Origin of the sequence: Bacillus sp. SLBN-46 (assembly GCF_031453555.1) — a bacterium.
In the GTDB taxonomy this organism is placed as follows: Bacteria; Bacillota; Bacilli; order Bacillales; family Cytobacillaceae; genus Neobacillus.
This window is the reverse complement of the sequence record NZ_JAVIZM010000001.1, coordinates 1658937-1684626: the sequence shown is the minus strand read 5'-3', so window position 1 is coordinate 1684626 and position 25690 is coordinate 1658937. Positions and strand designations below refer to the sequence as shown.

The 25690-nt window shown below is 38.8% G+C and carries 28 protein-coding genes and 1 pseudogene; 9 read left to right on the top strand and 20 right to left on the bottom strand.

The genetic code is table 11. The features are described from left to right. Positions 1-71: 71 nt before the first annotated feature. The 5 genes from QFZ87_RS08595 to QFZ87_RS08575 all read right to left on the bottom strand — a co-directional run bounded on the left by QFZ87_RS08595 (position 72) and on the right by QFZ87_RS08575 (position 3566). The gene (locus QFZ87_RS08595; RefSeq protein WP_396133907.1) at positions 72-866 is read right to left on the bottom strand and encodes a DUF1444 domain-containing protein; all 795 of its coding nucleotides are present in this window, start codon (positions 864-866) and stop codon (positions 72-74) included. A gap of 86 nt (positions 867-952) precedes the next feature. Continuing rightward, positions 953-1267: a thioredoxin family protein gene (locus tag QFZ87_RS08590; RefSeq protein ID WP_309860086.1), complete on the bottom strand. Its 315-nt coding sequence runs from the start codon at positions 1265-1267 to the stop codon at positions 953-955. 15 nt (positions 1268-1282) lie between these two features. Continuing rightward, complete coding sequence (locus tag QFZ87_RS08585) at positions 1283-1876, bottom strand: hypothetical protein (protein WP_309860084.1); 594 nt, start codon at positions 1874-1876, stop codon at positions 1283-1285. A gap of 45 nt (positions 1877-1921) precedes the next feature. Then, entirely contained in the window at positions 1922-2434 is a 513-nt protein-coding gene (locus QFZ87_RS08580) for a DUF84 family protein (protein ID WP_309860082.1), read from the bottom strand. A gap of 58 nt (positions 2435-2492) precedes the next feature. Further along, a complete protein-coding gene (locus QFZ87_RS08575) occupies positions 2493-3566 on the bottom strand; it encodes a M42 family metallopeptidase (RefSeq protein WP_309860081.1) in 1074 nt (357 codons plus the stop codon). A gap of 187 nt (positions 3567-3753) precedes the next feature. Here QFZ87_RS08575 and QFZ87_RS08570 point away from each other — a divergent pair, with 187 nt between their 5' ends. Next, entirely contained in the window at positions 3754-4065 is a 312-nt protein-coding gene (locus tag QFZ87_RS08570) for a PepSY domain-containing protein (RefSeq protein ID WP_309860079.1), read from the top strand. 46 nt (positions 4066-4111) lie between these two features. Here the strand turns inward: QFZ87_RS08570 and QFZ87_RS08565 are convergent, their stop codons facing one another. Together QFZ87_RS08565 and trmB are read right to left on the bottom strand one after the other, a co-directional pair. Continuing rightward, positions 4112-4948 carry a YtnP family quorum-quenching lactonase gene (locus QFZ87_RS08565; protein ID WP_309860077.1) on the bottom strand — a complete coding sequence of 279 codons (837 nt, stop codon included), beginning with the start codon at positions 4946-4948 and terminating at the stop codon, positions 4112-4114. A gap of 100 nt (positions 4949-5048) precedes the next feature. Continuing rightward, complete coding sequence (trmB, locus tag QFZ87_RS08560; protein WP_309860075.1) at positions 5049-5696, bottom strand: tRNA (guanosine(46)-N7)-methyltransferase TrmB; 648 nt, start codon at positions 5694-5696, stop codon at positions 5049-5051. A 162-nt stretch (positions 5697-5858) separates the two neighbouring features. Between trmB and QFZ87_RS08555 the strand changes: the two genes are divergently transcribed. Beyond that, positions 5859-6137 (top strand): YtzH-like family protein, encoded by a 279-nt coding sequence (locus QFZ87_RS08555; protein WP_309860073.1) that lies wholly within the window; start codon positions 5859-5861, stop codon positions 6135-6137. Between the two features lies 1 nt (position 6138). Here QFZ87_RS08555 and QFZ87_RS08550 read toward each other — a convergent pair whose 3' ends face one another. From QFZ87_RS08550 to thpR, 5 genes are all read right to left on the bottom strand, one after another. Beyond that, positions 6139-6912, bottom strand: coding sequence for a phosphotransferase (locus tag QFZ87_RS08550; protein WP_309860071.1), 774 nt, complete (start codon positions 6910-6912; stop codon positions 6139-6141). Between the two features lie 220 nt (positions 6913-7132). Further along, the gene (gene pulA, locus QFZ87_RS08545; protein ID WP_309860069.1) at positions 7133-9268 is read right to left on the bottom strand and encodes a type I pullulanase; all 2136 of its coding nucleotides are present in this window, start codon (positions 9266-9268) and stop codon (positions 7133-7135) included. Beyond that, positions 9255-9578, bottom strand: a complete 324-nt coding sequence (locus QFZ87_RS08540) for a diacylglycerol/lipid kinase family protein (RefSeq protein WP_309860068.1) — start codon at positions 9576-9578, stop codon at positions 9255-9257. Before QFZ87_RS08540 ends, pulA begins: the two co-directional genes overlap by 14 nt. A gap of 12 nt (positions 9579-9590) precedes the next feature. Then, positions 9591-10238, bottom strand: coding sequence for a diacylglycerol/lipid kinase family protein (locus QFZ87_RS08535; protein WP_309860066.1), 648 nt, complete (start codon positions 10236-10238; stop codon positions 9591-9593). A gap of 24 nt (positions 10239-10262) precedes the next feature. Then, positions 10263-10832 carry an RNA 2',3'-cyclic phosphodiesterase gene (thpR, locus tag QFZ87_RS08530; protein ID WP_309860064.1) on the bottom strand — a complete coding sequence of 190 codons (570 nt, stop codon included), beginning with the start codon at positions 10830-10832 and terminating at the stop codon, positions 10263-10265. Between the two features lie 165 nt (positions 10833-10997). Here thpR and cysK point away from each other — a divergent pair, with 165 nt between their 5' ends. Then, positions 10998-11927, top strand: coding sequence for a cysteine synthase A (cysK, locus tag QFZ87_RS08525; RefSeq protein WP_309860062.1), 930 nt, complete (start codon positions 10998-11000; stop codon positions 11925-11927). Between the two features lie 48 nt (positions 11928-11975). Here the strand turns inward: cysK and dat are convergent, their stop codons facing one another. Both dat and pepV read right to left on the bottom strand, forming a co-directional pair. Beyond that, entirely contained in the window at positions 11976-12848 is an 873-nt protein-coding gene (dat, locus tag QFZ87_RS08520; RefSeq protein ID WP_309860060.1) for a D-amino-acid transaminase, read from the bottom strand. Between the two features lie 23 nt (positions 12849-12871). Further along, entirely contained in the window at positions 12872-14293 is a 1422-nt protein-coding gene (pepV, locus tag QFZ87_RS08515) for a dipeptidase PepV (RefSeq protein ID WP_309860057.1), read from the bottom strand. Between the two features lie 448 nt (positions 14294-14741). On the opposite strand from pepV, the gene QFZ87_RS08510 reads away from it, so the two are divergent. Together QFZ87_RS08510 and QFZ87_RS08505 are read left to right on the top strand one after the other, a co-directional pair. Next, positions 14742-14963, top strand: coding sequence for a DeoR family transcriptional regulator (locus QFZ87_RS08510; protein ID WP_307286019.1), 222 nt, complete (start codon positions 14742-14744; stop codon positions 14961-14963). 214 nt (positions 14964-15177) lie between these two features. Continuing rightward, positions 15178-16521 (top strand): amino acid permease, encoded by a 1344-nt coding sequence (locus QFZ87_RS08505; RefSeq protein WP_309860055.1) that lies wholly within the window; start codon positions 15178-15180, stop codon positions 16519-16521. Between the two features lie 51 nt (positions 16522-16572). Here QFZ87_RS08505 and QFZ87_RS08500 read toward each other — a convergent pair whose 3' ends face one another. From QFZ87_RS08500 to QFZ87_RS08490, 3 genes are all read right to left on the bottom strand, one after another. Then, a complete protein-coding gene (locus tag QFZ87_RS08500) occupies positions 16573-16902 on the bottom strand; it encodes an ArsR/SmtB family transcription factor (protein ID WP_309860054.1) in 330 nt (109 codons plus the stop codon). Continuing rightward, a complete protein-coding gene (locus QFZ87_RS08495) occupies positions 16903-17328 on the bottom strand; it encodes an SRPBCC family protein (RefSeq protein ID WP_309860052.1) in 426 nt (141 codons plus the stop codon). It abuts the gene before it with no gap. A gap of 166 nt (positions 17329-17494) precedes the next feature. Then, entirely contained in the window at positions 17495-17920 is a 426-nt protein-coding gene (locus tag QFZ87_RS08490) for a DUF2935 domain-containing protein (RefSeq protein ID WP_309860050.1), read from the bottom strand. Positions 17921-18055: 135 nt separating this feature from the next. On the opposite strand from QFZ87_RS08490, the pseudogene QFZ87_RS08485 reads away from it, so the two are divergent. After that, positions 18056-18801: pseudogene (locus QFZ87_RS08485) on the top strand (AAA family ATPase). 34 nt (positions 18802-18835) lie between these two features. On the opposite strand, the gene speD reads toward QFZ87_RS08485, so the two are convergent. Then, the gene (speD, locus tag QFZ87_RS08480; protein ID WP_309860048.1) at positions 18836-19642 is read right to left on the bottom strand and encodes an adenosylmethionine decarboxylase; all 807 of its coding nucleotides are present in this window, start codon (positions 19640-19642) and stop codon (positions 18836-18838) included. 155 nt (positions 19643-19797) lie between these two features. On the opposite strand from speD, the gene QFZ87_RS08475 reads away from it, so the two are divergent. The 3 genes from QFZ87_RS08475 (at position 19798) to QFZ87_RS08465 (ending at position 23130) form a co-directional block, all read left to right on the top strand. Next, the gene (locus tag QFZ87_RS08475; RefSeq protein WP_309860046.1) at positions 19798-21057 is read left to right on the top strand and encodes a TolB family protein; all 1260 of its coding nucleotides are present in this window, start codon (positions 19798-19800) and stop codon (positions 21055-21057) included. 213 nt (positions 21058-21270) lie between these two features. After that, positions 21271-22302 (top strand): hypothetical protein, encoded by a 1032-nt coding sequence (locus QFZ87_RS08470; protein WP_309860044.1) that lies wholly within the window; start codon positions 21271-21273, stop codon positions 22300-22302. 12 nt (positions 22303-22314) lie between these two features. After that, positions 22315-23130 carry an alpha/beta fold hydrolase gene (locus QFZ87_RS08465; protein WP_309860042.1) on the top strand — a complete coding sequence of 272 codons (816 nt, stop codon included), beginning with the start codon at positions 22315-22317 and terminating at the stop codon, positions 23128-23130. Positions 23131-23167: 37 nt separating this feature from the next. On the opposite strand, the gene QFZ87_RS08460 is transcribed toward QFZ87_RS08465, so the two are convergent. Together QFZ87_RS08460 and QFZ87_RS08455 are read right to left on the bottom strand one after the other, a co-directional pair. Continuing rightward, the gene (locus QFZ87_RS08460; RefSeq protein WP_309860040.1) at positions 23168-23887 is read right to left on the bottom strand and encodes a pseudouridine synthase; all 720 of its coding nucleotides are present in this window, start codon (positions 23885-23887) and stop codon (positions 23168-23170) included. Continuing rightward, the gene (locus tag QFZ87_RS08455) at positions 23884-25512 is read right to left on the bottom strand and encodes a putative polysaccharide biosynthesis protein (protein WP_309860038.1); all 1629 of its coding nucleotides are present in this window, start codon (positions 25510-25512) and stop codon (positions 23884-23886) included. The genes QFZ87_RS08460 and QFZ87_RS08455 overlap by 4 nt, the downstream gene beginning before the upstream one ends. Positions 25513-25690: the final 178 nt, after the last annotated feature.

Genomic DNA, 25690 nt, shown 5'->3' with positions numbered 1-25690 from the left:
TTCGAATTGGATATATCCTCCAAAGAAGTAATGAAAAAAGACCACTTGATGTGATCCTTCTTTCATTCATTTTATTTATTTTTTCCCAAAATGAAAATGGGTTCTAATTCCCCATTTTCATAGATGAATGACAAAGCTGTAATTGGAACACGACCATTCGCAAAAAAGCTCATAGCCATCTGGGCCATAACATCATATCCTCTGTCGTTACGAATATCTGCCATGATTAATACATCTTGGTGGGGAACGGCTAAAACCATCGTCCCAACCATTCGTTTCTGCATTTCATTGAGGAAGCCTTTATTTAGTATTCGGCTTGCATCATATCCATCATTGGTGTTGAGAAAATAAAAACTATTCCCAGCGACCTGATCTTCCTTAAGAGGAGTTGACAGGGATCTTGCGTTGAATAAGGCAATTTCCTTAATTCTATTCGCTTCCCAGCCTTCCTTTTCCATGATTCGACGGTCAATTAACCGGTACGTCTTCCCCATGTCATAGGCGTAATAGATCTTCGTCTCGGCCGTATGTTCGTCGCTCATGAACGGGTTTCCCTCTTCTGATTCATTAGGAAAAGACGTAGACCGAATAACCGGAAAAATATTCTTTTCATGATCGGTTAACTGAACGGTATCCTCCATTGCTTGCAGACCTTCATTTACATAATAAACGACTTCATCAATCGCCTTTTCTTTTTCGGTATGCCATTTGGCTATAATTCCAGGTATTGTGACGGTAATCCCCTTACCTGTTGCTTTGTTTTCAAATCTGAGAGTGTCTTTCTCTCGGTCATAGGAAATGACTCGTTCCTCATTTGCTAAACGAGTTTCTAATTCTCTTCTCATTTTTTTACTGTCCATTTTCATGTTTGTTCCTCCCTTCAAGGGCTGCTAATCCATTGTACAATAAAAATGAGGCTGACTCAAAAGCAAAGAGTCAGCCCCGGAACCTATTATTTTAAACCATTGATGAATTGTTCGATTTCTTCTTGTGTTTTCCTGTCTTTACTTACGAAGCGGCCGAGTTCCTTTCCGTTTTCGAAAGCAATAAAGCTTGGAATGCCGAATACATCTAATTGCTGGCACAAATCAATGTAGTCGTCACGGTCTATATGAACAAAGGTGTATTCATTAAATTTTGCTTCGATCTCTGGAAGGATTGGTTCAATTACCCGACAATCTGGACACCAGCCTGCAGAAAACATAAAAATGGTTTTCCCTTGGTCCCGAAGTTGTTCAAATTGCTCCATTGATTCTAAATTTCTCATAATTAACGCCTCCAATTATTCTGTGAGATTGACTGAATTAACTATTTGCATCATAGTTTTCGTATTTTGTACCAAATCACTTGTTTCAGATTGCGTCGTTATTTTTGCCCCGCCCACTCCGATTGTTAATTCATTTAAACCATCGTCCTTAAGTTGATCAATGGTTATAAACCCAAGCTTGTTGTCGGTAGAAGTAAATTTCTCATTTGTATATAATTCCTTATATTGATCGACAGTTGCTTTGTACACAACATCACTTGTTGTGCTTTCCTTTGGGTTAAAGAAAAGAATATACGTATCTGAACCGTTTCTTAAAATAATATTATTAGCTGATTCACTTTTTATAACATATCCTGCAGGTAAGAAAAAGTGAATCTTCCCACTCTTTTTATTTGGCTGTTTCTCTTTTTCAGTAAACGTTGCTTTCGCTGTTTTTATTGCAGCTTTACTTTCTTCTTTGATCGAAGCATTGTCGCTACATGCACTTAGTAAAAGCAGCGATAGTATGAAAATAGTAATGGCTTTTAAAAATTTCAGCTTTTTCGCCTCCCGTTCATACGAACAAAGTCCTATAAATATATCATACCTGCCAGAATATTCAAAAGACAAGACTTTTGTCGAATGCGGTTGTCGAAAAAAAGCTATTCTGTTCTGTTAATTGCTTTTTCGGTAGTAATATTGACCCACTAAAAGATTTGTGAGGTGTGAAAACATATCTACCCGATTAATTACACCATTAGTGAATATCCCTACTGCTCCCTCGTGTTTCCTTACGTTCTTCATTTTAGCATAATCATCCATGACTGGACCAAGCTCTTCTCCTGCTCTAAGCCTTACAGCAATTTCTTCAGGAAGAAGAAATCTTGCCCCTCCAGCAATAATAGGCTCCCCAGTTCGAGAGGCTAGTGCTCCCCAGTTACAAAGCATCAGACCGTGGGATGTTTCTTGTACACCACCTTCTAGACCTATACCAATATCACCATTACCCTGCCTTAATGCCCCTATAGCTCGATTGATTGCTCCTTGGATCGTTTCATCATCAGAAAAAGGCTGATCGCTCACATTCGATGGAATATCTAACGCTACAAATTCAGCTACCTCATGATTGAATCCATTTTTTACTGCTAAAATTTTTGCTGGATTGTTCGAACCAATAATAATTTTCATCTCTTATTGTCTCCTTTATCTGCATAAAAAGGAGGCATGAACCATGCCTCCCGAAAAATTAGCTGTTTGATCGAATGGTATCAACCGTAGTTTGGTCACATGCTTTAACAAGTTTAACAATTAATTCTTTCGCTGCGGCATAGTCATCAATATGGATGATTGATGCATGGGTATGGATGTAGCGTGAACAAATTCCCACTACAGCACTTGGAACGCCCTCATTGGATTGATGAACACGTCCTGCATCTGTTCCACCCTGTGAAACGAAATATTGATATGGAATCTGATGTGTTTCCGCAGTATCAAGAACAAACTCTCTCATCCCACGATGCGTAACCATGGATCTATCAAGGATTCGAAGCAATGCACCCTTGCCTAATTGACCGAATTCTAGTTTGTCTCCACTCATGTCATTGGCAGGGCTTGCATCAAGTGCAAAGAAGATGTCAGGCTTAATCATATTTGCGGCTGTCTGAGCACCGCGTAAACCTACTTCCTCTTGGACCGTAGCACCCGAATAAAGAATATTTGGTAATGTTTCATCCTTTAATTCTTGAAGAAGTTCAATCGCTAAACCGCAGCCATACCGGTTATCCCATGCCTTTGCCATGATTTTTTTCTTATTTGCCATCGGAGTGAATGGACAAATCGGCAAAATAGCCTGACCGGGTTTAATTCCGATTTTCTCAGCATCTTCAAGGTTATCTGCACCAATGTCAACCAACATATTCTTGATTTCCATTGGTTTGTTTCGTTTTGACTCATCTAAAAGATGAGGCGGAATCGAACCTACTACCCCAATGACAGGACCATTATTTGTCATAATCTGAACCCGTTGGGCGAGTAGCACTTGACTCCACCAACCTCCAAGCGGCTGAAAACGAACCATTCCGTTTTCAGTAATGGAAGTTACCATGAAACCAACTTCATCCATATGGCCCGCAACCATCACTGTTGGTCCCTGTCCATGTCCTTTTTTCAGGCCAAAAACACTACCTAAATGATCTTGAACAATTTCATCTGAGTATTGAGCTAATTGCTCCTTCATAAACTTTCTTACTAAATGCTCATTTCCAGGTGCACCTGGAAGCTCCGTTAAGGTTTGAAAAAGCTTTAATGTTTGTTCATTCATTTTGAGACTCCTTCAGGAATAGATTCTTTGGTCTTATGTATAGTTTCATTTTACAGAAATTTCGTGTCTCTTACCAATATTTCATCCGATATAAGTAATATTACCTTCTTACTGCTAAATACGATATACTGAGAGGAGAATCCTTATACGTAATCTTTTCCAATTTATTTTTTGGAGGTCCTTGACTATGAACTGGAAATCTTTCATCGTTGGAGCTGCGGTCGGTTTAATTGGCGGTTATGTGGTAAAAGAAGTAATTGATCAAAAAACAAATGTGTCACCCGAAAAGGTACTGGAACAAGTAAAAAGACAGTTTAAACAAAATGGACCCATCAGCGGCTCTTGGATACATATGGAAACCGAACCATATGAAAAGCAGCATATACACTATCGTGTATACAAAGGCGGTATTTCAAAAAATAATGAAGGCTCTACTGAGCAATATGAATTTATTGCTGATGCACAGACCGGTACTCTTATAGACGTTACACACTTATAAAAGAAACAAAAAAGCCGTATCCACAATGGGTACGACTTTTTTGTTTCTATTTTCTTTTTATCACTTCAGTTAATTTACCTTCGTTGTCCCATTTTACTGCTCTGTAGAAGGCATCATGGTAAAAGGTAAACCAGGCATTTTTCTTTAACCCAAAAGGGAGCCACTTCTCTTTCGCAAATATGGAGTCCATAGGGTAGTCATCATATGCCATTACCCATAATACATTTTGATGGGCGTGTGTCGCCATCAAATCTGCCATGTGAATAGCGATGTCTCCACCATCTTCAACCATAACAATAGAATGACCGTTGCTATGCCCGCCGGTATGAATCATCCTAATAGCTCCTAAAGACCATTCACCTTCAAAAGGTACAACTTGGGTTTCAACAGCTTCCCAGTTTTCTTTCCAATATGTATTTTTTGAACGTATATTAGGATTTCGCATTTCATCCCATTCCACTTGTGACGTGATGATTTTCGCATTGGGAAATGTTGAAACATAACGGCCATCCACAAACTTCGTCAATCCTCCTGCATGGTCAAAATGCAGATGGGTCATTAGAACATAATCAATATCCTCTGTACTCAATCCTAACTCTTTCAAAGATGAATCAAGCTCAGATTCCTGTGTGACACCAAAGTTTCTTAATTGTTTTTCGGATAATTTTCCTTTTCCCAATCCTGATTCGACCAGTATATTCTTCCCATCCACTTGAATGAGAATGGGATCGGTAGGAAGCTCTATTTGATTTTTATCGTTACACGGATACTTTCTCGACCATAATCCTTTTGGGACAACGCCAAACATGGCCCCACCATCCAAATTTGTAACGCCTCCTGATAACCATGTGAATGAAACACGACCAATCTTTAATGTTTCCATTTACCATTCCTCCTCTTCCTCATTTTTCTATATTTTAACATTAGCAAGGTAAATACGAGAAACAAAAAGGCAGTTCATGGAATGAACTGCCCTAAAAGACCTACTTTTCATTTTGATATTTAACTTCACTACGATAAATTCGCTGTCCCATTTCAGAAAACTTCTGTTCATATTCGGTCATGATGTTTCCTTCATACCCACTGTTATGAAAATCAAGGCTTACATATTTTAGTAATAATCCATAAGCAGAAAAGCTCGTTAAGGAATATTCAAATAATCCTTGATTGTCTGTTTTAAAGTGAATTTCCCCACCATCGACCAAAATATCCTCATACAGCTTCAAAAAATCTTTATAGGTCAACCTTCTCTTTTCATGACGGGATTTCGGCCATGGATCAGAGAAATTTAAATACACTCTGTCTACGTCATTTTTCGTAAAATATTTACCTAAATCAGCTGCATTCACATTTAAAAGCTTTAGATTTGGTAAATCTGCTTCAATTAAACGATCCAAGGCTGCAACAATGACGCTGTCATATAATTCAATACCAATATAATTTATATCAGGGTTAGCCTTTGCCATTCCTGTAATGAATTGCCCTTTACCTGTACCAACTTCAATATGAAGTGGCTGGTTTTTTTCAAACACATTATGCCAATTACCCTTGTGCATTTCGGGATTTGCTACAACAAATTGTGGATGTTGATCTAATTTATCCTTTGCCCAAGGCTTATGTCTAAGTCTCATTCCGACACTCCTAAAAAAATAATTTCGTTCAAACCATATCATGCAAGACCTTCGCATGCAAGCGGTTCTTGTTGGAAAATAAGATAACGCATAAACAGAAAAAGAATTCACAACCTAACTGTGTGAATTCTTTTTAAATACCACTTGAGAGGGTGTCCATTTATGCCATTAAGTCATGGTGACCAAGTAACATTATTAAAAGATATATTGAACAACCATCAGTCCGATTGCTGTGGTTCCGTAGCGGAATGTGAACAGCTAGAACGCTTAGTGAAATCTCTAATGGTCAACACACAAGTTGATCAAAATGTTAAAAACATTTTACAGGAAGTGTACCAGTATAGCCAAAATGGTGCACAAACGGCTGATTTAGATCAACATATTCTATCTAATCAAAATAACTTATCACAATGGGTTAACGATATTGATCAATTTTCATAATTTAAAGGATTTCATGTAAAAAATGGATCCATTTGTTCATCTCTTCCAGGCGGTTTTTATTTTTATGCCACTGAATGGAAGATAAGGTTTGCACGGTCACATACCACTTCATTCTTAACTTTAGATAATCTGTTAGTTCTTTTCCGTACATGCTTAGCCAATCCTGCCAATTTTCTTGTGGGATATACCAATATAGGAGTAATCCAAGATCAATAGCAGGGTCCGCAATCCTGGCTCCATCCCAATCAATCAAATACAACTGGTTGTCTTCTGCTAACAGCCAGTTGTTATGGTTGACATCTCCATGACAAACCACTTTTTCATCACAATAGACATGTAATGCTTCATCTTTTAAAAAGTTTATTGCTTTTTGTGTTGCTTCTAAGGATCGAACTTGATCGTCTAACTCATTGACCACTGATTGAAAAATGGTTTCCGGGTGTAATGGCGAGTTCTCTATCCTGCTTAACATTCCAAGCATTGGCTCTGAGCAGTGAATTTTCTTGAGAAGCCTGGCAACAAGCTCTTGATTCATTTCCGCCGGTGTTAATTCTCTGCCTGGAAGCCATTGTTGTGCTGTTATTACATCTCCATTTTCCAACCGTTTGGTCCAAACAAGCTTTGGGACAATGCCTTCTGCTGAAAGAACCGCAAGGAATGGAGAGGAATTACGCTTTAAAAAAAGCCTTTGATCCTCATATTCTGCATAAAAGGCTTCACCAGTAGCGCCTCCGGCAGGGGTAATTTCCCACTCTTGTCCTAGTATATGTTCCAAAATCGTTCACCTTCAATTTATGCCGTTCTATTGGGCTTATTCCCCCAAATCATTCGGAGGTAAAACCTGTGCTGCTGGAAGGTTTAATATAACCAGAGTTCATTCAACAGCTTTTATTTTCTATAAAACAAAAAAAAAGCTATTGAAACCATTGCACACAATAGCCATCTTAATAAATTTTATCTCCAATTGCCTTTTTTCGTCAAGTAATCTCGAGAAACTATTTTTTTAGTAAAACATTTAAAGATATAGGTTGTATCTTGACATCGCCGCCATGTAGCACTCCTTTGGAATAAATTCCCGCCTGATTTTTATCCACCAAAATGGACCAATCTCCCTTTGGAAGAGTATATCCTTGTTCCCTAGTTGACGGATTAATGATTAGAATGACCTCATCATGAACCATTTGATAGGTGCACGCTAAGATAGGAGATGAAGATGGGAGAGAACGAATATTGCTTCGAATTTCATCAGATGTTCTCATTCGAAAACAAGGGATGGCTTGGCGGATCTCAATCAAACCTTTAATGTAATTTACATTATCTATAAACTGACTCTTTCTCTCCCAATCAAGTTGGTTAATCTTATCAGGAGCACAGTAGCTATTTCCTTCGCCTTGCTTGGTTCGGAAAAATTCCTGCCCACTATGGAGAAATGGAATTCCTTGTGACAACAAAACCATTCCGGTTGCCAGACGATGAAATTGTGCTCGTATGGTATCATCAACGTGTGGAAGGCAGGATTGAAGTTTATCCCAAAGGGTATGATTATCATGACATTCAACATAATTTACTGATTGGGTGGGTTCATTAAAAAGTCGCAAATTTCTCTTCTTAAACCCAATGCTCCCCGTTATCACCTCTAATGCTGCATCCAAGTAATGCTCATTCCCAAGTGCATACCCCTTATCCAATATATTAAAGGTACTTCCCTTAATCGCATCACGAAATTTATCATTAAATTGAGCAATCTGGGGTATTTTTGCTTGATTAGCAATGGTCGCTTTTTGTTCCGTGGGAAGGGGGGTGTTCAGATTCCATCCCTCTCCAAGGACCAGTATGCCTTCTTCCATACTGTCACACGTCTTTCGCACTTCTCTCATCGTTTCCACATCTAAAATCCCCATTAAATCGAAGCGAAATCCATCAATATGGTACTCTTCCATCCAATAGCGAATAGAGTCAATGATGAATTTCCTAACCATTTTTCGCTCGGATGCGATATCATTTCCTACACCTGTTCCATTTGAAGGCAATCCTAATTCGTTATGACGAAAATAATAACCTGGAACGATTTTTTCAAAAGGGGAATCTTCACGAATAAATACATGATTATACACTACATCCATAATGACCCTTAGACCACTTTCATGGACTCGATTAATTAGTTCTTTTAACTCTTTAATTCTAGTGTAAGGGTCGGAAGGATTGGTCGAATAGCTACCTTCTGGTGCATTGAAGTGGAGAGGATTGTATCCCCAGTTATAATCCTTATTGGAAGTCATCTCATCTACGCCTGCATAGTCATGAAAGGGCAGAAACTCAAGATGCGTAATCCCTAGGTCTTTTACATACGATAACCCTGTGGGTTCATCGTCTTTCCCTTTTGTATGCAATTCCCCCGCTCCTAGGTATAATCCCTTATTCTTTATCCCACTATGAGGGTGGATACTAAAGTCCCTTATATGGGTTTCATAAATAACGGCATCGACAGGGTTTTCTAATGGAGGCAAATTGGGCCTAGGTCGTGGAGGGCTGTCTGGCTTTACGACTACACCCAATTCTCCATTTACCGTTACCGCTTTCACATATGGATCAACGGCCTCGCGCCATTCCTGATTGATTAAGACCAGGAAACTATAATGATAGAGCTCTAAATTACGCGCAACCATAACGGACCATATGCCTCTATCCCCCCGCTTTAGTTTGATAATTTCTGAAAAACTGCTCTCTGGAGGAGTCATTTTTAATTTGACCTGGATAGCCGTTGGTGCCCAAAGTTTAAAGAGAGTTTCGTCTGCAAAAAGGGTCACACCGAGGTCGTTACCCTCATAGTAAAATTTCTCGTCAAAACTCTCTGTCCGGATCACTGCACCAATTTGGAGGTCTGTTTTCCCTTCCTTTTCATCTACTACCCAATATTGCTTTTCAAAGAAATAATCCCCTGAAAACCTACAAATATATTTATGATGACCACCTATTTCACTCTTCGCAATAATGTCCAATGGACACTTTTCCGACTCATTAACAAGATAGAAAGAGGAAGACACTCCTCCATGATAGGAAAGTGGCAGAAGAATCGTAATGATATGGAGCTCATCTAAATAGGCAAGAAATTTTCTGTCAGTACCATTCATTCCTGTCCCTCTCTTTCAGCTCAACTTGCTTTGTAGAACGTATCCGCGTTAACACTTCAACAGCTTTATCTTGAAGCTGAATAGTCAGTGGTGTATGCCCCACATGTTCCCCATCTGCATGAACAAATAGTGAATCAGTAGAATGAATAGAAACGGCTTTTCCTTTATACGTTTTCACTTCTTTAAAATGAATGTGCTTTCCCCAAAAAACACTAACGAATACAAGCAGCAATTTTAGCCTTGATAACTGGTGAACGACAGTAATATCAAACAGCCCGTCATCAGGCTCTGCAATGGGAGCTATTTTCATCCCACCGCCATATTAGGGCTGATTGGAAACAGTTACAAACCATGTTTGTTCAAATATATGCTTTTGACCGTCAATTGATAAATCAATTGTTGTGGTTTTATAAGTAAATAGCTTTTTGAGGAGAAAATAAACATAAACAAGCCTGCCTAACGAAAGCTTATTTAACAGTGCCTTCATCCGTGATTGATTGACTTCGTATGAAATGACAGCATCAAATCCTGCACCCATATTATTAATAAAATTATATTCCTGTTGATTGGCCATTTTAATTTTACCAATATCAATGGCTAGCGCCTCCTGCTTCATCAAGCGAAGAATAACCGTTAAGGCTTCCACCGGCTCTGAAGGGATTTGGAACCCTCTTGAAAAGTCATTTCCTGACCCTCCTGGGATAAAGCCAAGGGTAATATTACTTTTTTTTACTACACCATTCATTACTTCATGAATGGTCCCATCTCCACCTACCGCAATGATGATTTTTTCTTCGCAATTTTTATCAGCGATTTGGCTGGCCAGTTTTTTTGCATGTCCTTGATACTCTGTAAAAACAGCAAGATAACTAACTTGCTTTTCTTTAAGTTGATTTTCAATTCTCTCCCATATCTTAAGGCAATAACCATTTTTTGCTTTTGGATTGACAATAAAATAAATTTCTTTCATAATACCAACCTTTTTTATTTGTTTTCATTCCGTTAGTGGAAATACATGGATCGCTTTATATTTTGGTGTTTGATGGAGGTGTGTTTGATATAAAACCACCTCATTCGCTTGAAAAGCGAGCGGCTCTGATTGGAGCTCGTTCCAAATTTCGAGAAGTTTCTGTTGAAATGCTTCTTCGCCAATCCACTTTCTTGCTAAGGTAATATGTGGACGGAAGGGCCTTGTCTCCAGTTCAAACCCCGCTTCTTCACAAGCCGAAAACACCTTATTTCTTAAAAGATTTAGTTCATTACTTTCCTCTGTATCTGCCCAAAAAACACGGGGAGAGTGACTACTTCCGAAAAAACCAAGTCTATTGATTTTTAATTGGAATGGCTTAGCATTATTTAAAGCTTCTTTCACATTGCTAACAGCTGTTTTTAGTTTTTCTGGGGATGCTGCACCCAAAAAAGCCAATGTGATATGTAAATCTTGAAAATGTACCCAGCGGCTAAAAGGAATCACATCTTTTATTTTTTCAATATGTTCCTTCATCATTAGTTTTGTTTCTTCGGGCATCCTAACAGCAAAGAAAAAATGCGTATTCTGTTCCATTATTTATTCAGTCCTTTACTCAATTTTAGTTTATTTTCCCCAGATTGTATCTATTTGCGGCAGAAGAATAATCGATATTTTTTACAAGCCGCCTTTTTTTATTTATGATTATAGAGTGTATAAGAAAATTGTAGTTGATACAGAAGTTAGAAAGGATGGGTCCCCATGAAAGTAGTCAACAATATTGCTGAATTAATTGGTGAAACACCACTGGTAAAACTTAATCGCTTAGCTCCTAAAGACGGGGCCTCTGTTTATTTGAAGCTTGAGTTTTATAACCCAAGCAAAAGTGTAAAAGACCGCGCTGCATTTAATATGATTGTAGAGGCAGAAAAAGCTGGTTTATTAAAAGAGGGCTCTACCATTATTGAACCAACTAGCGGAAACACAGGAATTGGCCTAGCCATGAATGCGGCTGCACGAGGGTATAAATCCATTATTATTATGCCTGATACAATGACACAGGAACGGATTAATATTTTAAAAGCCTACGGGGCAGAGGTTGTCCTTACTCCCGGGGATGAAAAAATGCCTGGTGCCATAAGAAAGGCACAGGAATTAGCTAGTGAGATACCAAATAGCTTCGTTCCGATGCAATTTGAAAATGAAGCCAATCCCGATGCGCATCGGTACACTACTGCTGTGGAAATTATTGAGGCAATGAAAGAAATCGGTAAACCATTATCCGCATTTGTTGCTACAGCAGGAACAGGAGGTACCATCACGGGTACTGGTGAAACCTTGAAAGAGCATTTTGAGGGATTAACTGTACATGTTGTGGAGCCTAAAGGTTCGCCAGTTCTATCAGGTGGTAAGCCTGGTAAACATAAGCTTGTAGGGACAAGCCCTGGGTTTATTCCTGAAATTCTAAATCAAGATGTGTATGATGAAATTCATGCGATTGAAGATGAAGATGCATATGATATTGCTCGCAGGTTAGCGAAAGAAGAAGGAATTCTTGTTGGCCCATCCTCTGGTGGAGCGTGCTACGCTGCTTTGGAGGTTGCCAAGCGTCTGTCTCCTGATGATGTAGTGGTTTGTATTGCCTGTGATACAGGGGAAAGATACCTATCGAGCGATTTGTTTCAATATTAGTAAGTAAGTAGAGAGGCTGACTCGTTAAGTGTCAGCCTCTCATTTTGGTTATGAAGAAATCTTTTCTTTTAAATCACCACACTGCTTCTCTATTTCTTCAGTAAATAAGCCTTGTAGCTTTCTTGTGATAGGGCCAGGTAAACCCTCCTTAACCTGATCTTTGTCAATTTCAACAATTGGCATAACCTCTGAAGTCGTACTAGACAGGAATACTTCATCAGCCGCAGCCAGTTCAGCCAAGGTAAAGGAGCGTTCTTCAAATGGAATGTTGTTTTGGGAGCATATCTGTAAGATTACATCTTTAGTAATCCCCTTCAAAATAAGATGATTTGATTCATGCGTAATAACCACACCGTTTTTCACAATAAAAATATTAGAGCTGCTACCCTCTGTGACTTGATCCCCACGGTATTGAATCGCTTCAAAGCATCCCTGCTCCGCAGCCTTTTGTTTGGCTAGTAGGTTACCCAATAAATTTAAACTCTTGATATCACAACGAAGCCAGCGAATATCCTGTGTACGAATGGTTTTCACACCATTCATCAGGCTTTCAACTGGTCGTGCCACTTCTTTCGTATAAGCAACAAGTGTAGGAACGACATCCTTTGCTGGAAAAACATGATTACGCGGAGCAGTTCCCCTCGTAATTTGCATATAAATGGTTCCCTCAACCAAATTATTTTTTGTAACTAGTTCTTCTAACAAAGCTGTACATTCATCTATGGAATAAGGTAACGTAATCCCAATACTGTCAGCGCTTTTCACAAACCGCTCCAAATGTTCTTTTACCGTGAACATTTTTCCATTATAGACACGGATGACTTCATATACTCCATCCCCAAACTGATAGCCGCGGTCTTCTATATCTACCTTTGCTTCCGATCGATTGACCAATTTTCCATTTATAATTGCAAAGTTCATTCTCCCTGTCCCCTTTGGTTTATCTATTCACTCTTTGCCAACTCATAAATTGCTTGTGCATAAATGGCTGTGGCCTTCAGTAAATCTTCAATATACATATATTCATCCTTTTGATGGGCAATGTCGGGGCGTCCTGGAAATAATGGTCCAAAGGCAACACCGGACTTTAACGAACGGGCATACGTTCCTCCACCAATGGCAATTAATTCAGCTTTTTCACCGGTTTGCTCTTCATACACCTTTTTCAACGTTTGGATTAGGAACTCTTTTTCATCGACATGATGTGGTTTAGAGTCTGAGAAGTTATCAAGAACAAATCCTTCCGTTTGTAAAAGCGCCTCTAATTTCGCCTTTGTTTCTTCCATGTTATTTGTGACAGGATATCTGCACGTCATTCCAATTCTTCCATTTGTATCTTTTGAGTAAGAAAGCTTACCAGGATTAATGGTTAATTCTCCTGAAATGTCATCCGAATAAGCAACACCAAGATTCACCCCACGTGAATCTTCAAAGAAATAGCGGGATACAAATTGGAAATAATGTAAAGCTTTTGCATCTACATTCAATTTAGACAGAAACTCCGCTAAAAACAAACCTGCATTCTTCCCATTTCTAGGCTCCATTCCATGGGCTGAAATACCTTTTACTTCTAAGTGAAGCACCCCGTCTTCTAGTTGTTGACTGTGCTCTAACTCGTACTTTGTCATGAAATCAGTAAACTGACGGACAATTTCTTCTTCGTTTTCCTCAACTAGGATCGTCGCTTTTGCTAAATCAGGAACCATGTTGTATCTTTTCCCAGAAACAAAGCTCTCCACTTCAATCATGGCTTCATTCGTATCAACGGAAGATTGCTCTTGAACCATATCGAAATCGGAAATGCCCTTCTCCGCATTGATAATCGGAAAATCTGCATCAGGCGCAAACCCAAGTGTCGGCATTTCTTCATGCTTGAAATAATGGTCTACACAGCGCCAGTTGCTTTCTTCATCTGTTCCAATAATCATTCGCACACGTTTACTCAATGGCAAACCTAATTCTTTTACAATTTTCATTGCATAGTAGGCTGCCATGGTCGGCCCCTTATCATCAAGTGCACCACGAGCAAAAATTTTACCATCTCTGATTTCCGCTCCAAATGGATCACTTGTCCAGCCGTCTCCTTCTGGAACTACATCCACATGGCAAAGAATGCCTAACAATTCTTCTCCTGAGCCAAATTCCAGATGTCCTGCTAAATTGCCCACGTTTTTCGGACTGAAACCATCCTTTTCCCCAAGGTTTAGCATGAAGTCTAATGCTTCCTTCACACCTTTTCCAAGTGGTGCTTCAGGTGATGTATTTTCTTCATCTAACAGGCTTTTAATATGTAATAATCCCTGTGTGTCTTTTATTAGTTCTTCTTTTCTTTTTTCTACTTCGTTCATCCAATTAATCTGTGTCAATATTCTTTCCCCCCTCTATACTATTTCTTTTACAATATCATTTTTTCAAATATCTTAGCAATTTTGCTTTTTAAAAAGAAGTAAGTTTCTGCTTAACGCGTTATGTTAGAATAAATAAATATATTTTAACTAAAAATTCAAAAAACTTAGCATAAACCCAGCCATACTCCCCATACCTTAGAGTATAAAATAAATTAGGAGGTAGGAAAAAAAGACGATTTTTGTAAATTTTTGATGATATTTTTGTAAACTTTACTATAGTGGTGGAAATTTTCAGAAATTATGGGTACAATAAACTTAGATGTATGACATCTAAGTCTCACTACTACCTAAAAAAGGAGATGTCTGCGCGGAAAAGAAACTACATATGATTGAAGAGCAATCTTCAAAGAGGCTGTCGGTAGCAGGGTATTGCCATAGGTTTGAAAAAAGGATAGGGAGTGGTTCTTTGAAACCTTCAACTAACCGGATGTTAAACCGCATCAAATGTATCTACATGTTTATTCGCAATAAAGGCACTGTTTCAACGCAGGAACTTGTAGAGGAATTTGGTATCACTCCTCGCACCATACAACGAGATTTAAATGTCTTAGCCTATAATGACTTGGTAATTAGCCCAAGCCGCGGAAAATGGACAACAACAGAGAAGAAAGTGAAGATGTCATCTTAACCTCAGTGAAACCATAGAAAATTAATCTAGGAAGCACACGAGAACATCGTGTGCTTTTATTTATTTAGAATACAATTTTTCTTATCATACTTATAGAGAATACCTATGAAATTCGCTAAATTTAATTGACTGTTTTAATAAATATGATATATTAATATAAAATTCTTTAGTACTTAAAAGCGTTTATGCAAAAAAGAAGATTGGTAGGTTCATCATGGAGAATAATCAGCAGAACTTAAAGAAAGGTCTCTTACCGAGGCATGTTCAATTTATTGCCTTGGCAGGGATGATTGGAACAGGGATTTTTAAAGGCAGCTCTGACACCTTAAATATTGCTGGACCTAGTGTTGTGTTTACCTATTTAATTGGCGGCTTACTATTATTTATTGTTATGGCAGCCTTGGGGGAAATGGCTCTTGCGTTTCCTAATTTCAATGTTCAACATTTAGTTAATAAAGCATTTGGTTTTCGCGTTTCCTTTATCGTGGGCTGGCTTTATTGGATTAACTGGATCCTGGTTACAGTAGTAGAACTACTTGCTGCAGGAAGTTTCCTCCAATTTTGGTTTCCAGATACCCCATTATGGCTTTTAAGCTTAATTTGTGCATTTGTCATTATTGGAATAAACTTATTTCAAGTAAAATATTATGGAGAAATGGAATTCTGGTTCGCTGGAATTAAGATTCTTGCATTAGTGGCCTTTATCGTTTTAGGATTCTTACTAATACTTGGTTTCATTCCTAGTGATGTCGAAAACCCTATTTCAAACTACACTGGGCACGGAGGATTTTTCCCTCATGGAGTCAGCGGAATGCTGAGTGCCTTTTTGGTCGTAATGTTTTCATACGGCGGAGCAGAATTAATTGGGGTCGCTGTTACTGAGACAAAGGATGCTGACAAAGTATTGCCTAAAATTATTAAAGGGGCAGTATGGCGGGTTATTATTTTTTACGTTTTACCGATCCTTATTATTTGTGGGATTATGCCTTGGAATAAGGTATCTAGCGTCGATAGTCCATTTGTACAAGTTTTCAGTACTACTGGGTTACCAGGGGCTGCACACATCATGAATTTTGTGCTCATGACAGCTGTACTTTCAGCAGCCAATTCAGGGATTTATGCTACATCTAGAACACTATTTTCAATGGCTCAAAGTGGCGTTGCACCAAAAGGATTGGCAAAGACATCTAAAAAAGGCATTCCGTTAGTAGGAATCATGATCACAACTGTGTGTATTTTGGCTGGAGTTTATTTAGCCTATATTACTCCAGGTAAAATTATTAATTACCTTATGACGATTCCTGGTTTTACCATTATGTTAATTTGGATTTGTATTTGTGCAGCACAATTGAAGTTACGTCCTACTTACAAAGAAAAACCACATTTTCAGGTAAAAGGGTTTCCGTATACAACGATTTTCGCTATTGTTAGCTTAAGTGTTATTTTTATTGGGTTCTTAACAAGCCCAAGCAACCTGATTGGTTCGTCCGTAGCACTTGTGACAGTTGGTGTGCTAGTTGTTCTTTCTCTACTTGTTAGGAAAACAGGTTCCAAATAACAAAAAAGTGATACCCGAAAAATTTGGGTATCACTTTTTTGTATTACAGATTTACTTTGTCTCATCCGACTCAACAAAGAGTCTAAGTGCAGTTAGCTTATTTTCCCAGAATAATTCAAAAAACTGCAGCCAATCTTTTAATTCCATTAAAGGTTCAGGCTCGAGCTTGTACCGAGTTTCTCTGCCGACTTTCCGTTCTTTAACCAATCCTGCATCTGCTAATACGCGTAAATGCTTAGATACTGCCGTACGGCTAATCGGAAATTGTTCACTGATTGCTGTGACAGGCATCTCTTGGTTACTCAGAAGCTTTAATAAACTACGTCGGGTTGGGTCAGCAATCGCTTGGAAAACATCATGCTTAGCAGAAGCAGCGACCATCTAAGCCTCAACATATCCTTGTAATTTTTTAACAAGCCCTGCCCAGCCTTGATTCATGTTGTCTCTAATTGGTGTATGTGGAGCACCAAACTCAGTAACCTTATTAACATCCCAACCACCATGGATTAGTGTTAATTCTGTTTTATCCTCTAGAGCCTTTAATTCAAACGTTAGTGTCCAATCCTTCCCCCAATTAAAAGAGAGGCGGTTTGGCGGATCCACTTGTGTCACCTTACATGGAGACATACCAAATTGGCCTGCGTTAATATGAAATTCATGACCTTCAACAGCCTTCAGATCATTTGGCATGAACCAGCCGGAAAGCCCTTCTGCGGTAGCTACTGCATTCCAAACTTTATCAATTGGTGCATTGTATACTTCCGTGTATTTGATATCTTCTAATTTTGGTTGTGCTTCATTTGTCATTAGACTTCCTCCTAAAATTGAGCTATGTTTAATGTTTCATTTATTGGTCATTTTAATACGAAACCATTTGGTTACATATCAAATAATATAACACCTTTTGGTTTCGCGTCAAGTTCTATTAAAATAAATATGGTGACTCTACTTTTTGTAAAGACACCAAGTTAAATTATTGGTTATAAAGGAGCGCTTGAGCAATTCCAACGAAGTATTCTGATTCACGAATGATATGGTTTAATACCACCTTTGCAGTTGGGTTACTGCTGACGGCTGCACTGTGTGTTTTAATTTGCTCGCATAGTTTTATAAATGATAGACTCTGATCTAAACAATAAGAAACCAACTGAAGCACATGCTGATACAATTGGTCTGAAACCTGATAGCCCGAACGGATGACTGACTCTATATAACGGACCACCTGCTGATGCGTTTCTCCAAGAGCAGCTTCCCATTTTTTAAGTGCATCAACAAATTCCTGTTCCAGTCCAGAAACTAGCTCACGAATCACAACCGTATGCTCCTCTTCCTGGTGCTTCCAAAATTCTGCTTCATCCAAGATACGTAAAGGCATTTGTTGCCCATAATAAAATTGCATAGACATCCCCCCATACTTAATTCACTTCAATGTATGGGATAAGCTGTTAAAATATGCCAAATGATTTACTACCTATTTTCTTTAAGCTATGAAAGATACAATATTCTTCAAATAGAGTACTTTCGAGGTAGTAATATGTTAAATTTCCAATACTTACGAAGGATCCATTTAAAAAGGGAGGAAATTCCCTCTTTTAACAAATATCCTTTTAATCTGACAGCTATTAAGACTCTAGATGAGCTCGTGTTTCATCCTAATGTTACGTTCCTTATTGGTGAAAATGGAATGGGTAAATCCACTTTATTGGAGGCAATTGCAGTTGCATTAGGGTTTAATCCAGAGGTGGATCCTTTAATTTTAATTTCTCCACCTATGATTCTCACTCTTCGTTAGCTGAGCATTTGAAGGTAATCAAAGGTGTAGAGAAACCTCAAGATGGATTTTTCCTTAGAGCGGAAAGTTTTTATAATGTAGCTTCAAACATTGAAGAGCTTGATAAGGGAGGCGGCGGTCGTAAAGTCATTGATTCTTTCGGCGGCGTTTCCCTACATGAGCAATCACATGGTGAGGCCTTCTTTGCCACGTTTCTTCATCGTTTTAGGGGAAATGGCATCTATATTTTAGATGAACCTGAAGCGGCCCTCTCCCCTTTGCGGCAGATGTCGATGTTAACGAGGATCCATGATTTAGTCAATGAACATTCCCAGTTTATCATTGCTACCCATTCACCGATCATCATGGCCTATCCCCATGCAAAAATTTTTGAATTTACAGATGAGGGTTTAATAGAAAGTAAGCTTGAAGAAACCAACCATTACAGGATTATGAAGCAGTTCTTTGACGATAAAAATCGTATGTTGCATCATTTACTAGATAATTAAAACGCAAAAAGCTCGGTAAACCCGAGCTTTTTTGTTATACCATGTTTTTCCCATAAAAAATCTCATCCATTTCCAGCTTAAGTCTTTCAGTGATTTCAATATGTTCATCAGGGGATAACTTTTCTTTTGTATAGCCGAACAAATAATTATTTAAATCAAATTCCCTCAGCTTACATTTGGTATGGAAGATGTTTTCTTGATAAACGTTGACATCAATCATATCGAATAACTCACCGACATCTTCAGGAATGTAATTTTGAATCGAGTTGATTTCATGGTCAATAAACAGCTTATGCCCAGTTTTATCCCGAGTAAATCCACGTACACGGTAATCAATGGTCATAACATCCGTTTCGAATGCACGGATTAAATAGTGAAGCGCCTTAAGCGGTGAGATCTCCCCACACGTGGAAACATCAATATCCGCTCTAAAGGTACTAATTCCTTCATCTGGATGGAATTCCGGGTATGTATGAACCGTAATATGACTCTTATCTAGCTGCATCACTACCGATTCTGGAAGAGGCCCCGGTGATTCCTCGAATGATTCAGAAGGTGCATTCGTAACCGGTCCCTCTGAAACCAGTAACGTTACACTCGCTCCTGCAGGTTCAAAATCCTGGCTGGCTACATTTAATACGTGGGCACCAATGATATCGGAAACATGCTTTAAAATAGACTCTAGCCTCTCTCCACTATATTGTTCATCAATATATTTCAAATAGGCTTCACGCTCATCCTTTGTTCTTGTATAACAAATATCATACATATTAAAGCTTAGTGACTTCGTCAAATTATTAAAGCCGTGTAATTCAATTGCCTGCTCGTGCGTAAGTCTCATGGCAATTCCCCCTTGTAAGAATAACATTCGCAAGTAAATATTATTAAGATACCCATTGTTATACCCAGTTACTTATTTTTTAAAAACTTTTTGAATTTGATAATTCTTCCCATCTTGTGAACAATAATTGAAGGACTTTCTTAAGAGGTGAAGGGATGAAGAAAAAGTTTTGTCTTATATTAATTTTCCTATTATTACTTCCTAATCTAGCAATAGCGAAACCTGAACCTGAAAAGGTAAAAGTGGCATTTGTTAGAGATGGCTTTCTTTGGACGAAAATGAATGGCAGGGAAGAAAAAATCACAAACAAGCCTACCAAGTTTAACGAGCCACCCCAGTGGTCGCACGATGGAAAGTGGATTGTTTATGGTGTAGAACCAAAAGAGAAACTTAGTCCGAACTTAGAGTCACAAACTGAGATTTGGGTGTATAGTTTAGAGACAAGAAAACACAAACGGATTACTTATGACGGTTCAAACCCAAAATGGTCACCGGTTGAGGATATCCTAGCCTTCAAAAGTGGTGGTGTCTTAAATATCTCCAACCTGGATCAGTTTTATAATATTGCGTTAGGTGTAGGAGATTATAATTGGTTCCCCGATGGAAGGGCCTTTATCACCGCCTCAGGCGCTTCACTAAGACCCGATGGCTGGACAAATCCTGTTCTTTACAAAATCGGACTTGATCAAGATTTTACAAAAATCACGAGTCTAACAAAAAATGTGAAAAAATTGTACACCATTCCAAGTGAATTAAAAAAAGGGAATATTAGCTTGCTTGCCATTGATGCAACTAGTTTTCAGTTTTCCCCTGATGGAAAGTGGATTTCTTTTATGGTCAGCCCTACTGCATCCTGGTCAATGGACAGCAATATGATGTGTGTGATCTCATCTGATGGACAAACCTTCGAGGTTTTAGATGAAATTATTTGGGAAGTAAATTCCCCTAAGTGGGCCTTCCATCAAAATCGGTTAGGTTATATTGCGGGTGGGGGAAGAATTGTTATGGGTTTTAAGAATAAAAAAATGAAGGTCACGGAACTTCCGGCTTTCAAGTCAATCAGCTTAACTCCCCCTCACTTTGCAGAGTTAGGTTTTACATGGAGAGATGATCAGTCAGTAGTTGTCTCAAGGGTTAAAGAGAGCGAGTGGTCAAACGACCCTAAGCAGAGGCCCGACCCTTCTTTATTTTTAATAAAAATGGGTGATGAAACACAGTTGCAATTGACCTTACCACCAAAGGGGTTTGGTGATTACCACCCTATTTATCTTCCTTCTGCCCGTAAATTAACCTGGGTCAGGAAAAAGGATTTGGCTGAAACACAAAGAGATTTATGGATTGCCGATCAAAATGGGGAAAACGCTCGGGTATGGATTAAAAATGTGGATGGTTATGATTTTTATCAAGGGAAATAGATGATGGCAGGCCTCCTTTTCTTGTGAAGGGGGGCCTATTTTTTGTGTGAATTTCATTTATCGACCACTTTTCAGGATTTATCAACCACTCAGCGTCTCCAATCTTCCATTATTTACAAATAAACATTGACAAATAGAATATTCAGAATATATATTACTCTTAAGAGTAATTATTTTTCTTCAGAGAGTAATTCTATCTAAAGGAGGATTACCATGGATCACTTAAGACTGAATGTTGAGTTATTACGAAAGCGTGTACCTAATCTTACAGTTGCAGCTGCTTCGGTTGGATTACGCCCCGCCACCGTTTCTAACCTTTGCACTGGGAAAATTCCTTTAGCACGTGCTGAAGTCCGGACCCTTGTCACTCTTGCCGACCTTGCAGAATGCACCGTGGATGATTTAATCATCAGGGGATTAGATGCGGAAATGCTGGAAACCGGGATTAAAGTCATCGATCTTTTTGCTCCGTTAACACTTGGGGGTACCATCGGATTTGTTGCTCGACCGGGCATGGGTCAGCTTGTCGTTTTAGCAGAGATGTTCCATCGCATGAACATCAATGGTCTTGAAACCTTCTTCTTGAAACCTAATGAAGATGCTGTGGGTTTAAGTGATGTCATCAACGAAACGAAACACGTCTGTCACTCTGTTGAGGAAGCCTTTGATAAAATGGTGAACATGTCCAAACAAACCATCTTTCTCGCTGCGGATCGGCAAATGGTTTTAACCGGGGAAATTTACGACCTCGTTGAAAAATTAAAGGATGCAGGAGTCACTCCCACTACTTTTTTAGTCGACTTACGAGGCGAAGCTGTCGATGAACAAGACCCATTTGGACCATTAGATACCCTGTTGCAATTTGATGCAGAGCTGGTTTCTCGAAAAATTTACCCAGCAATCAATCCGCTCCATTCTACTTCGGTACTAATTGAAGGAGCAACTCTTTCCAAAGTACATTTGCACACACAGCAGCAGGCAAAAAAAGTCCTCCGCCGTTATCGTGAATTACGTTTTCTAGGAACGGAGCGAATCCCTGCATCTGAGCGAGAGACTTATCACAAAGGCCTTCGTCTCGAGGCGTATTTTACACAACCATTTTTAATAACAGAGCCTTTTACAAAGAAAAAAGGAGTTTCGGTTTCGTCTCAAACGACGGTCACAGATGTCCAACGAATCTTAAAAGGGGAAATGGATGATGTGGAAGTGGAGGCTCTTTTCTATATAGGTCAACTCAAAAAGTAGGAGGAATGAACAATGTCAACCTATCAATCTGGATTTGCTGAGATTAATGGAGCTACAATTTTTTATGAGGTAAAAGGAGAAGGTCGCCCAGTGTTACTATTGCATGGATTTCCTCTAGACTCAAGAATGTGGGATGATCAATTCGAGGAGTTCTCCAATTACTATCAAGTTATTCGCTTTGATTATGCGGGTTGTGGAAAGTCTAGTCATCACGATGAAGATTATTCTCTAGTAGAAGATGCTAAAAATTTATTGTTATACCTAGGTGTGGTAAAAGTGAATCTTGTGGGCCTCTCAGTTGGTGGGAATCTAGCAATGGACTTTACCTTAACTTATCCGGAAATGGTCAATCAACTGATTGTGGCTTCCTCAGGTTTGTTAGGGTGGACTGATTACTCTCCTGAAAGACAAAAATATAATAAAGAAGTGAATGAACTATTTCAGAAGGAGTCCCTTGAAGAGGCAGTTGAGTTAATGTGCAAGGCATGGGTTGCAGGACCTCTTCGGTCAATAGACGATATCCAGCCAGCTATTGTAGAAAAATACGCAGCTATGCTGTCTGCGAATTTAACTAGAGTTAGTGGAAAAGGTAAAATGATTTTACCAGAAACGAAAACAATTGAATTGGTTGGGAACATATCGGTTCCAACGTTAATCATTTCCCCTGATATTGATTTCCCAGATTTCAGTGCAATTTCAGAGTTCCTTCATGAAAAGATTACGGATTCACAGTTAGTTGTAATTCCTGGCACTGCCCACATGATAAATATGGAAAAACCATTGGAATTCAACCAGCTTGTTTTAGAATTCTTAAATATTGGTAGATAAAAAAAAGAAAAGCAGCTCATGCAAAGCTGCTTTTCCTCTATTTCACTTGATAATTCATCAAGAGCTCGATTTCTTCTTCGGTTAATTCACGGTATTCTCCCAACTCAAGGGTTTCGTCTAATGCAAGTGGTCCCATGGAAATACGTTGGAGGTATACGACTCTTTTTCCTACCGCTTCGAACATTCTTTTTACTTGATGAAATTTCCCTTCAGTAATTGTTAACTCTATATCGGAACGAATTCCAGATTTCAATATTTTTAATTCACCAGGCTTTGTTTCGTAGCCGTCATCCAATGTTACACCATTAGCAAAGGCTGTAATATCTGCTTCTGTTACTTCCCCTTCAATCACAGCAAAATAGGTCTTTGGAACATGTTTTTTCGGTGCCAGCAATCGATGAGCCAATTGACCGTCATTGGTGATTAACAATAAGCCCTCTGTATCCTTGTCCAATCTTCCAACAGGAAACGGCTCATACACTTGGTCTTCAAGTTCCAATAGATCAATGACTGTTTCTGTATTATTATCCTCAGTTGCCGATAAAACCCCTTGAGGCTTGTTCATCATTAGATAGATAAATTCTCTGTATTCGATGACCTCACCATTTAAAGTGACGGTTTGCTTTTCAGGATCAACATGCTGTTTCGCATCTTTAACCACTACATCGTCTACTTTAACAGAACCGCTTTTTAGAAGCTGCTTTACTTCTTTTCGGCTTCCGTAGCCAAGATTAGCTAGCATTTTATCAATTCTCAAGCAGTACCCCTCCTTCTTGGCAATTTTAACTTTGTCATTAAGCGGTCAAGCCTAGTACCAAACAAGCGGTCGGCAAGCCCTGATTTTAAGCCTAAGTAAAAATAGATGGATGCCCCAACTCCTGCACTGACCAAGATGATCAATATTGATTCACCCTTTGATGCTGGGGAGAGGAATAATAACATTAACTTATAAATTAACTCCGTACCAACCCACATGAGCCCAGCAAATATCATAATCAGTAAACTCCTTCGCCAAACAAGACGGAATGGGTAACGAGAATACGTTTTTATAACGATGATATTGATAATAATGGCCGCTAGGTACCCAAGTGTGGTAGCGAGTACAGCCCCTTTTGTTTCCATCATTTTTATTAAAGGAATGTTTAACGATAATTTTATTAATAATCCTACAAGTAGACTTAAGATCGTAAATCGTTGTTCATTAATACCTTGTAAAATGGCAGCTGTAACTGAGTAAAGTGAAAATAAAATCGCAACCGGTGCATAGGCTCTTAATACTTCTGCTCCAATCAAGTCATGCTGATAAAAGACGGTGTAAATAGGCTCAGCTAGCAAGGAAAGACCAATTGAAGCTGGGAGAGTTAAGAATAATAAGACCTGAAAGGTTTGATTTAATTGCCGATTCATACTTTTCCTGTCGTTCTCAACAAAAGCCTTCGTGATACTAGGAACAAGCGTCAACGAAAAAGCTGTCGCGAGTGATACTGGGATGATGACAATCTTATGCGACTCGAAATTCAACATGGAGAAGAAAGATTCAGCAACTTTCGTCGATTTTCCGATTTCTGCCATTGCCTTTGTAAAGGTAAATTGATCAATCGCCTGGAATAATGGATTCGCAATGCCCACTAAGACGAATGGAAAGGCAGAGATAAAGATTTCTTTATAAATTTCTTTTAGCGAGATATCCATCGTACCCTTATCATGTTCAAGGAGTTCGTCTAAATACGGCTTTCTTTTATACCAGTACCAAAATAAAACGGCAAGGCCTCCAATAGCTCCAATAAAAGCAGCAAAGGTAGCTACACTAACAGCCGTTACCATTTTGCCATGGAAAATATTTAAAACTGCATAAGCACCTAGTAGTGTAAATAGAATTCGGACAATTTGTTCTACTACTTGAGAGAGTGCCGATGGCCCCATTGATTGATGGCCCTGAAAATAACCTCTGATCAAACTCATGAACGGAACAACGATTAGAGCAAAACTAACCGCTCTCATAACGGTTGTGACATCTTTCAGGTTCGCTTTTTCACCTTGTGTACTCATTTCAGCTAATGTAGGTGAGGCAAGATACATGGCTAAAAAGGCAACAAATCCAGTGATGAGCATAATCATTAATCCAGATTTAAAAAGCTTTCTGCCAACAGCATATTCTTCAAGTGCATTATATTTAGAAATGAATTTGGAGACCGCCAACGGTACACCCGCTGTCGCGACACTAATAAAAATGGTATAAGGAACGTAAGAAAATTGATAAAGGACCGTCCCTTGACGACCAACGATTTGAAAGAATGGAATAACGTAAATTAAGCCGAGAATTTTGGAAAGTATCGTTCCAAAAGTTAATATAAATGTTCCTCTTAAAAGCTTAGACTGCATAAAATCCCTTCCTACCCGAAGAAATACGTGCGTGTTTTCACAAAGTACCTGTCGACTTTTTTTGCACACTATTAGTAGTTTACAACTTCTTTCCCTTCGATGCTACTAACAAATCAAGTTAATTTTATTAAAATCCCGCCTATTTGTTTTAATTCGGCAAGAAATGTTTATAATGAAG

Coding starts and splice junctions, on each gene's coding strand:
- QFZ87_RS08475 (WP_309860046.1), top strand. CDS start 19,798: ATGAAGAAAAAGTTTTGTCTTATATTAATTTTCCTATTATTACTTCCT.
- QFZ87_RS08590 (WP_309860086.1), bottom strand. CDS start 1,267: ATGAGAAATTTAGAATCAATGGAGCAATTTGAACAACTTCGGGACCAA.
- QFZ87_RS08555 (WP_309860073.1), top strand. CDS start 5,859: ATGCCATTAAGTCATGGTGACCAAGTAACATTATTAAAAGATATATTG.
- QFZ87_RS08505 (WP_309860055.1), top strand. CDS start 15,178: ATGGAGAATAATCAGCAGAACTTAAAGAAAGGTCTCTTACCGAGGCAT.
- QFZ87_RS08470 (WP_309860044.1), top strand. CDS start 21,271: ATGGATCACTTAAGACTGAATGTTGAGTTATTACGAAAGCGTGTACCT.
- QFZ87_RS08535 (WP_309860066.1), bottom strand. CDS start 10,238: ATGAAAGAAATTTATTTTATTGTCAATCCAAAAGCAAAAAATGGTTAT.
- QFZ87_RS08490 (WP_309860050.1), bottom strand. CDS start 17,920: ATGCAATTTTATTATGGGCAACAAATGCCTTTACGTATCTTGGATGAA.
- thpR (WP_309860064.1), bottom strand. CDS start 10,832: ATGGAACAGAATACGCATTTTTTCTTTGCTGTTAGGATGCCCGAAGAA.
- pulA (WP_309860069.1), bottom strand. CDS start 9,268: ATGAATGGTACTGACAGAAAATTTCTTGCCTATTTAGATGAGCTCCAT.
- QFZ87_RS08580 (WP_309860082.1), bottom strand. CDS start 2,434: ATGAAAATTATTATTGGTTCGAACAATCCAGCAAAAATTTTAGCAGTA.
- QFZ87_RS08500 (WP_309860054.1), bottom strand. CDS start 16,902: ATGGTCGCTGCTTCTGCTAAGCATGATGTTTTCCAAGCGATTGCTGAC.
- QFZ87_RS08595 (WP_396133907.1), bottom strand. CDS start 866: ATGAAAATGGACAGTAAAAAAATGAGAAGAGAATTAGAAACTCGTTTA.
- QFZ87_RS08575 (WP_309860081.1), bottom strand. CDS start 3,566: ATGAATGAACAAACATTAAAGCTTTTTCAAACCTTAACGGAGCTTCCA.
- QFZ87_RS08570 (WP_309860079.1), top strand. CDS start 3,754: ATGAACTGGAAATCTTTCATCGTTGGAGCTGCGGTCGGTTTAATTGGC.
- cysK (WP_309860062.1), top strand. CDS start 10,998: ATGAAAGTAGTCAACAATATTGCTGAATTAATTGGTGAAACACCACTG.
- QFZ87_RS08565 (WP_309860077.1), bottom strand. CDS start 4,948: ATGGAAACATTAAAGATTGGTCGTGTTTCATTCACATGGTTATCAGGA.
- speD (WP_309860048.1), bottom strand. CDS start 19,642: ATGAGACTTACGCACGAGCAGGCAATTGAATTACACGGCTTTAATAAT.
- dat (WP_309860060.1), bottom strand. CDS start 12,848: ATGAACTTTGCAATTATAAATGGAAAATTGGTCAATCGATCGGAAGCA.
- QFZ87_RS08540 (WP_309860068.1), bottom strand. CDS start 9,578: ATGAAAATAGCTCCCATTGCAGAGCCTGATGACGGGCTGTTTGATATT.
- QFZ87_RS08495 (WP_309860052.1), bottom strand. CDS start 17,328: ATGACAAATGAAGCACAACCAAAATTAGAAGATATCAAATACACGGAA.
- QFZ87_RS08465 (WP_309860042.1), top strand. CDS start 22,315: ATGTCAACCTATCAATCTGGATTTGCTGAGATTAATGGAGCTACAATT.
- QFZ87_RS08455 (WP_309860038.1), bottom strand. CDS start 25,512: ATGCAGTCTAAGCTTTTAAGAGGAACATTTATATTAACTTTTGGAACG.
- trmB (WP_309860075.1), bottom strand. CDS start 5,696: ATGAGACTTAGACATAAGCCTTGGGCAAAGGATAAATTAGATCAACAT.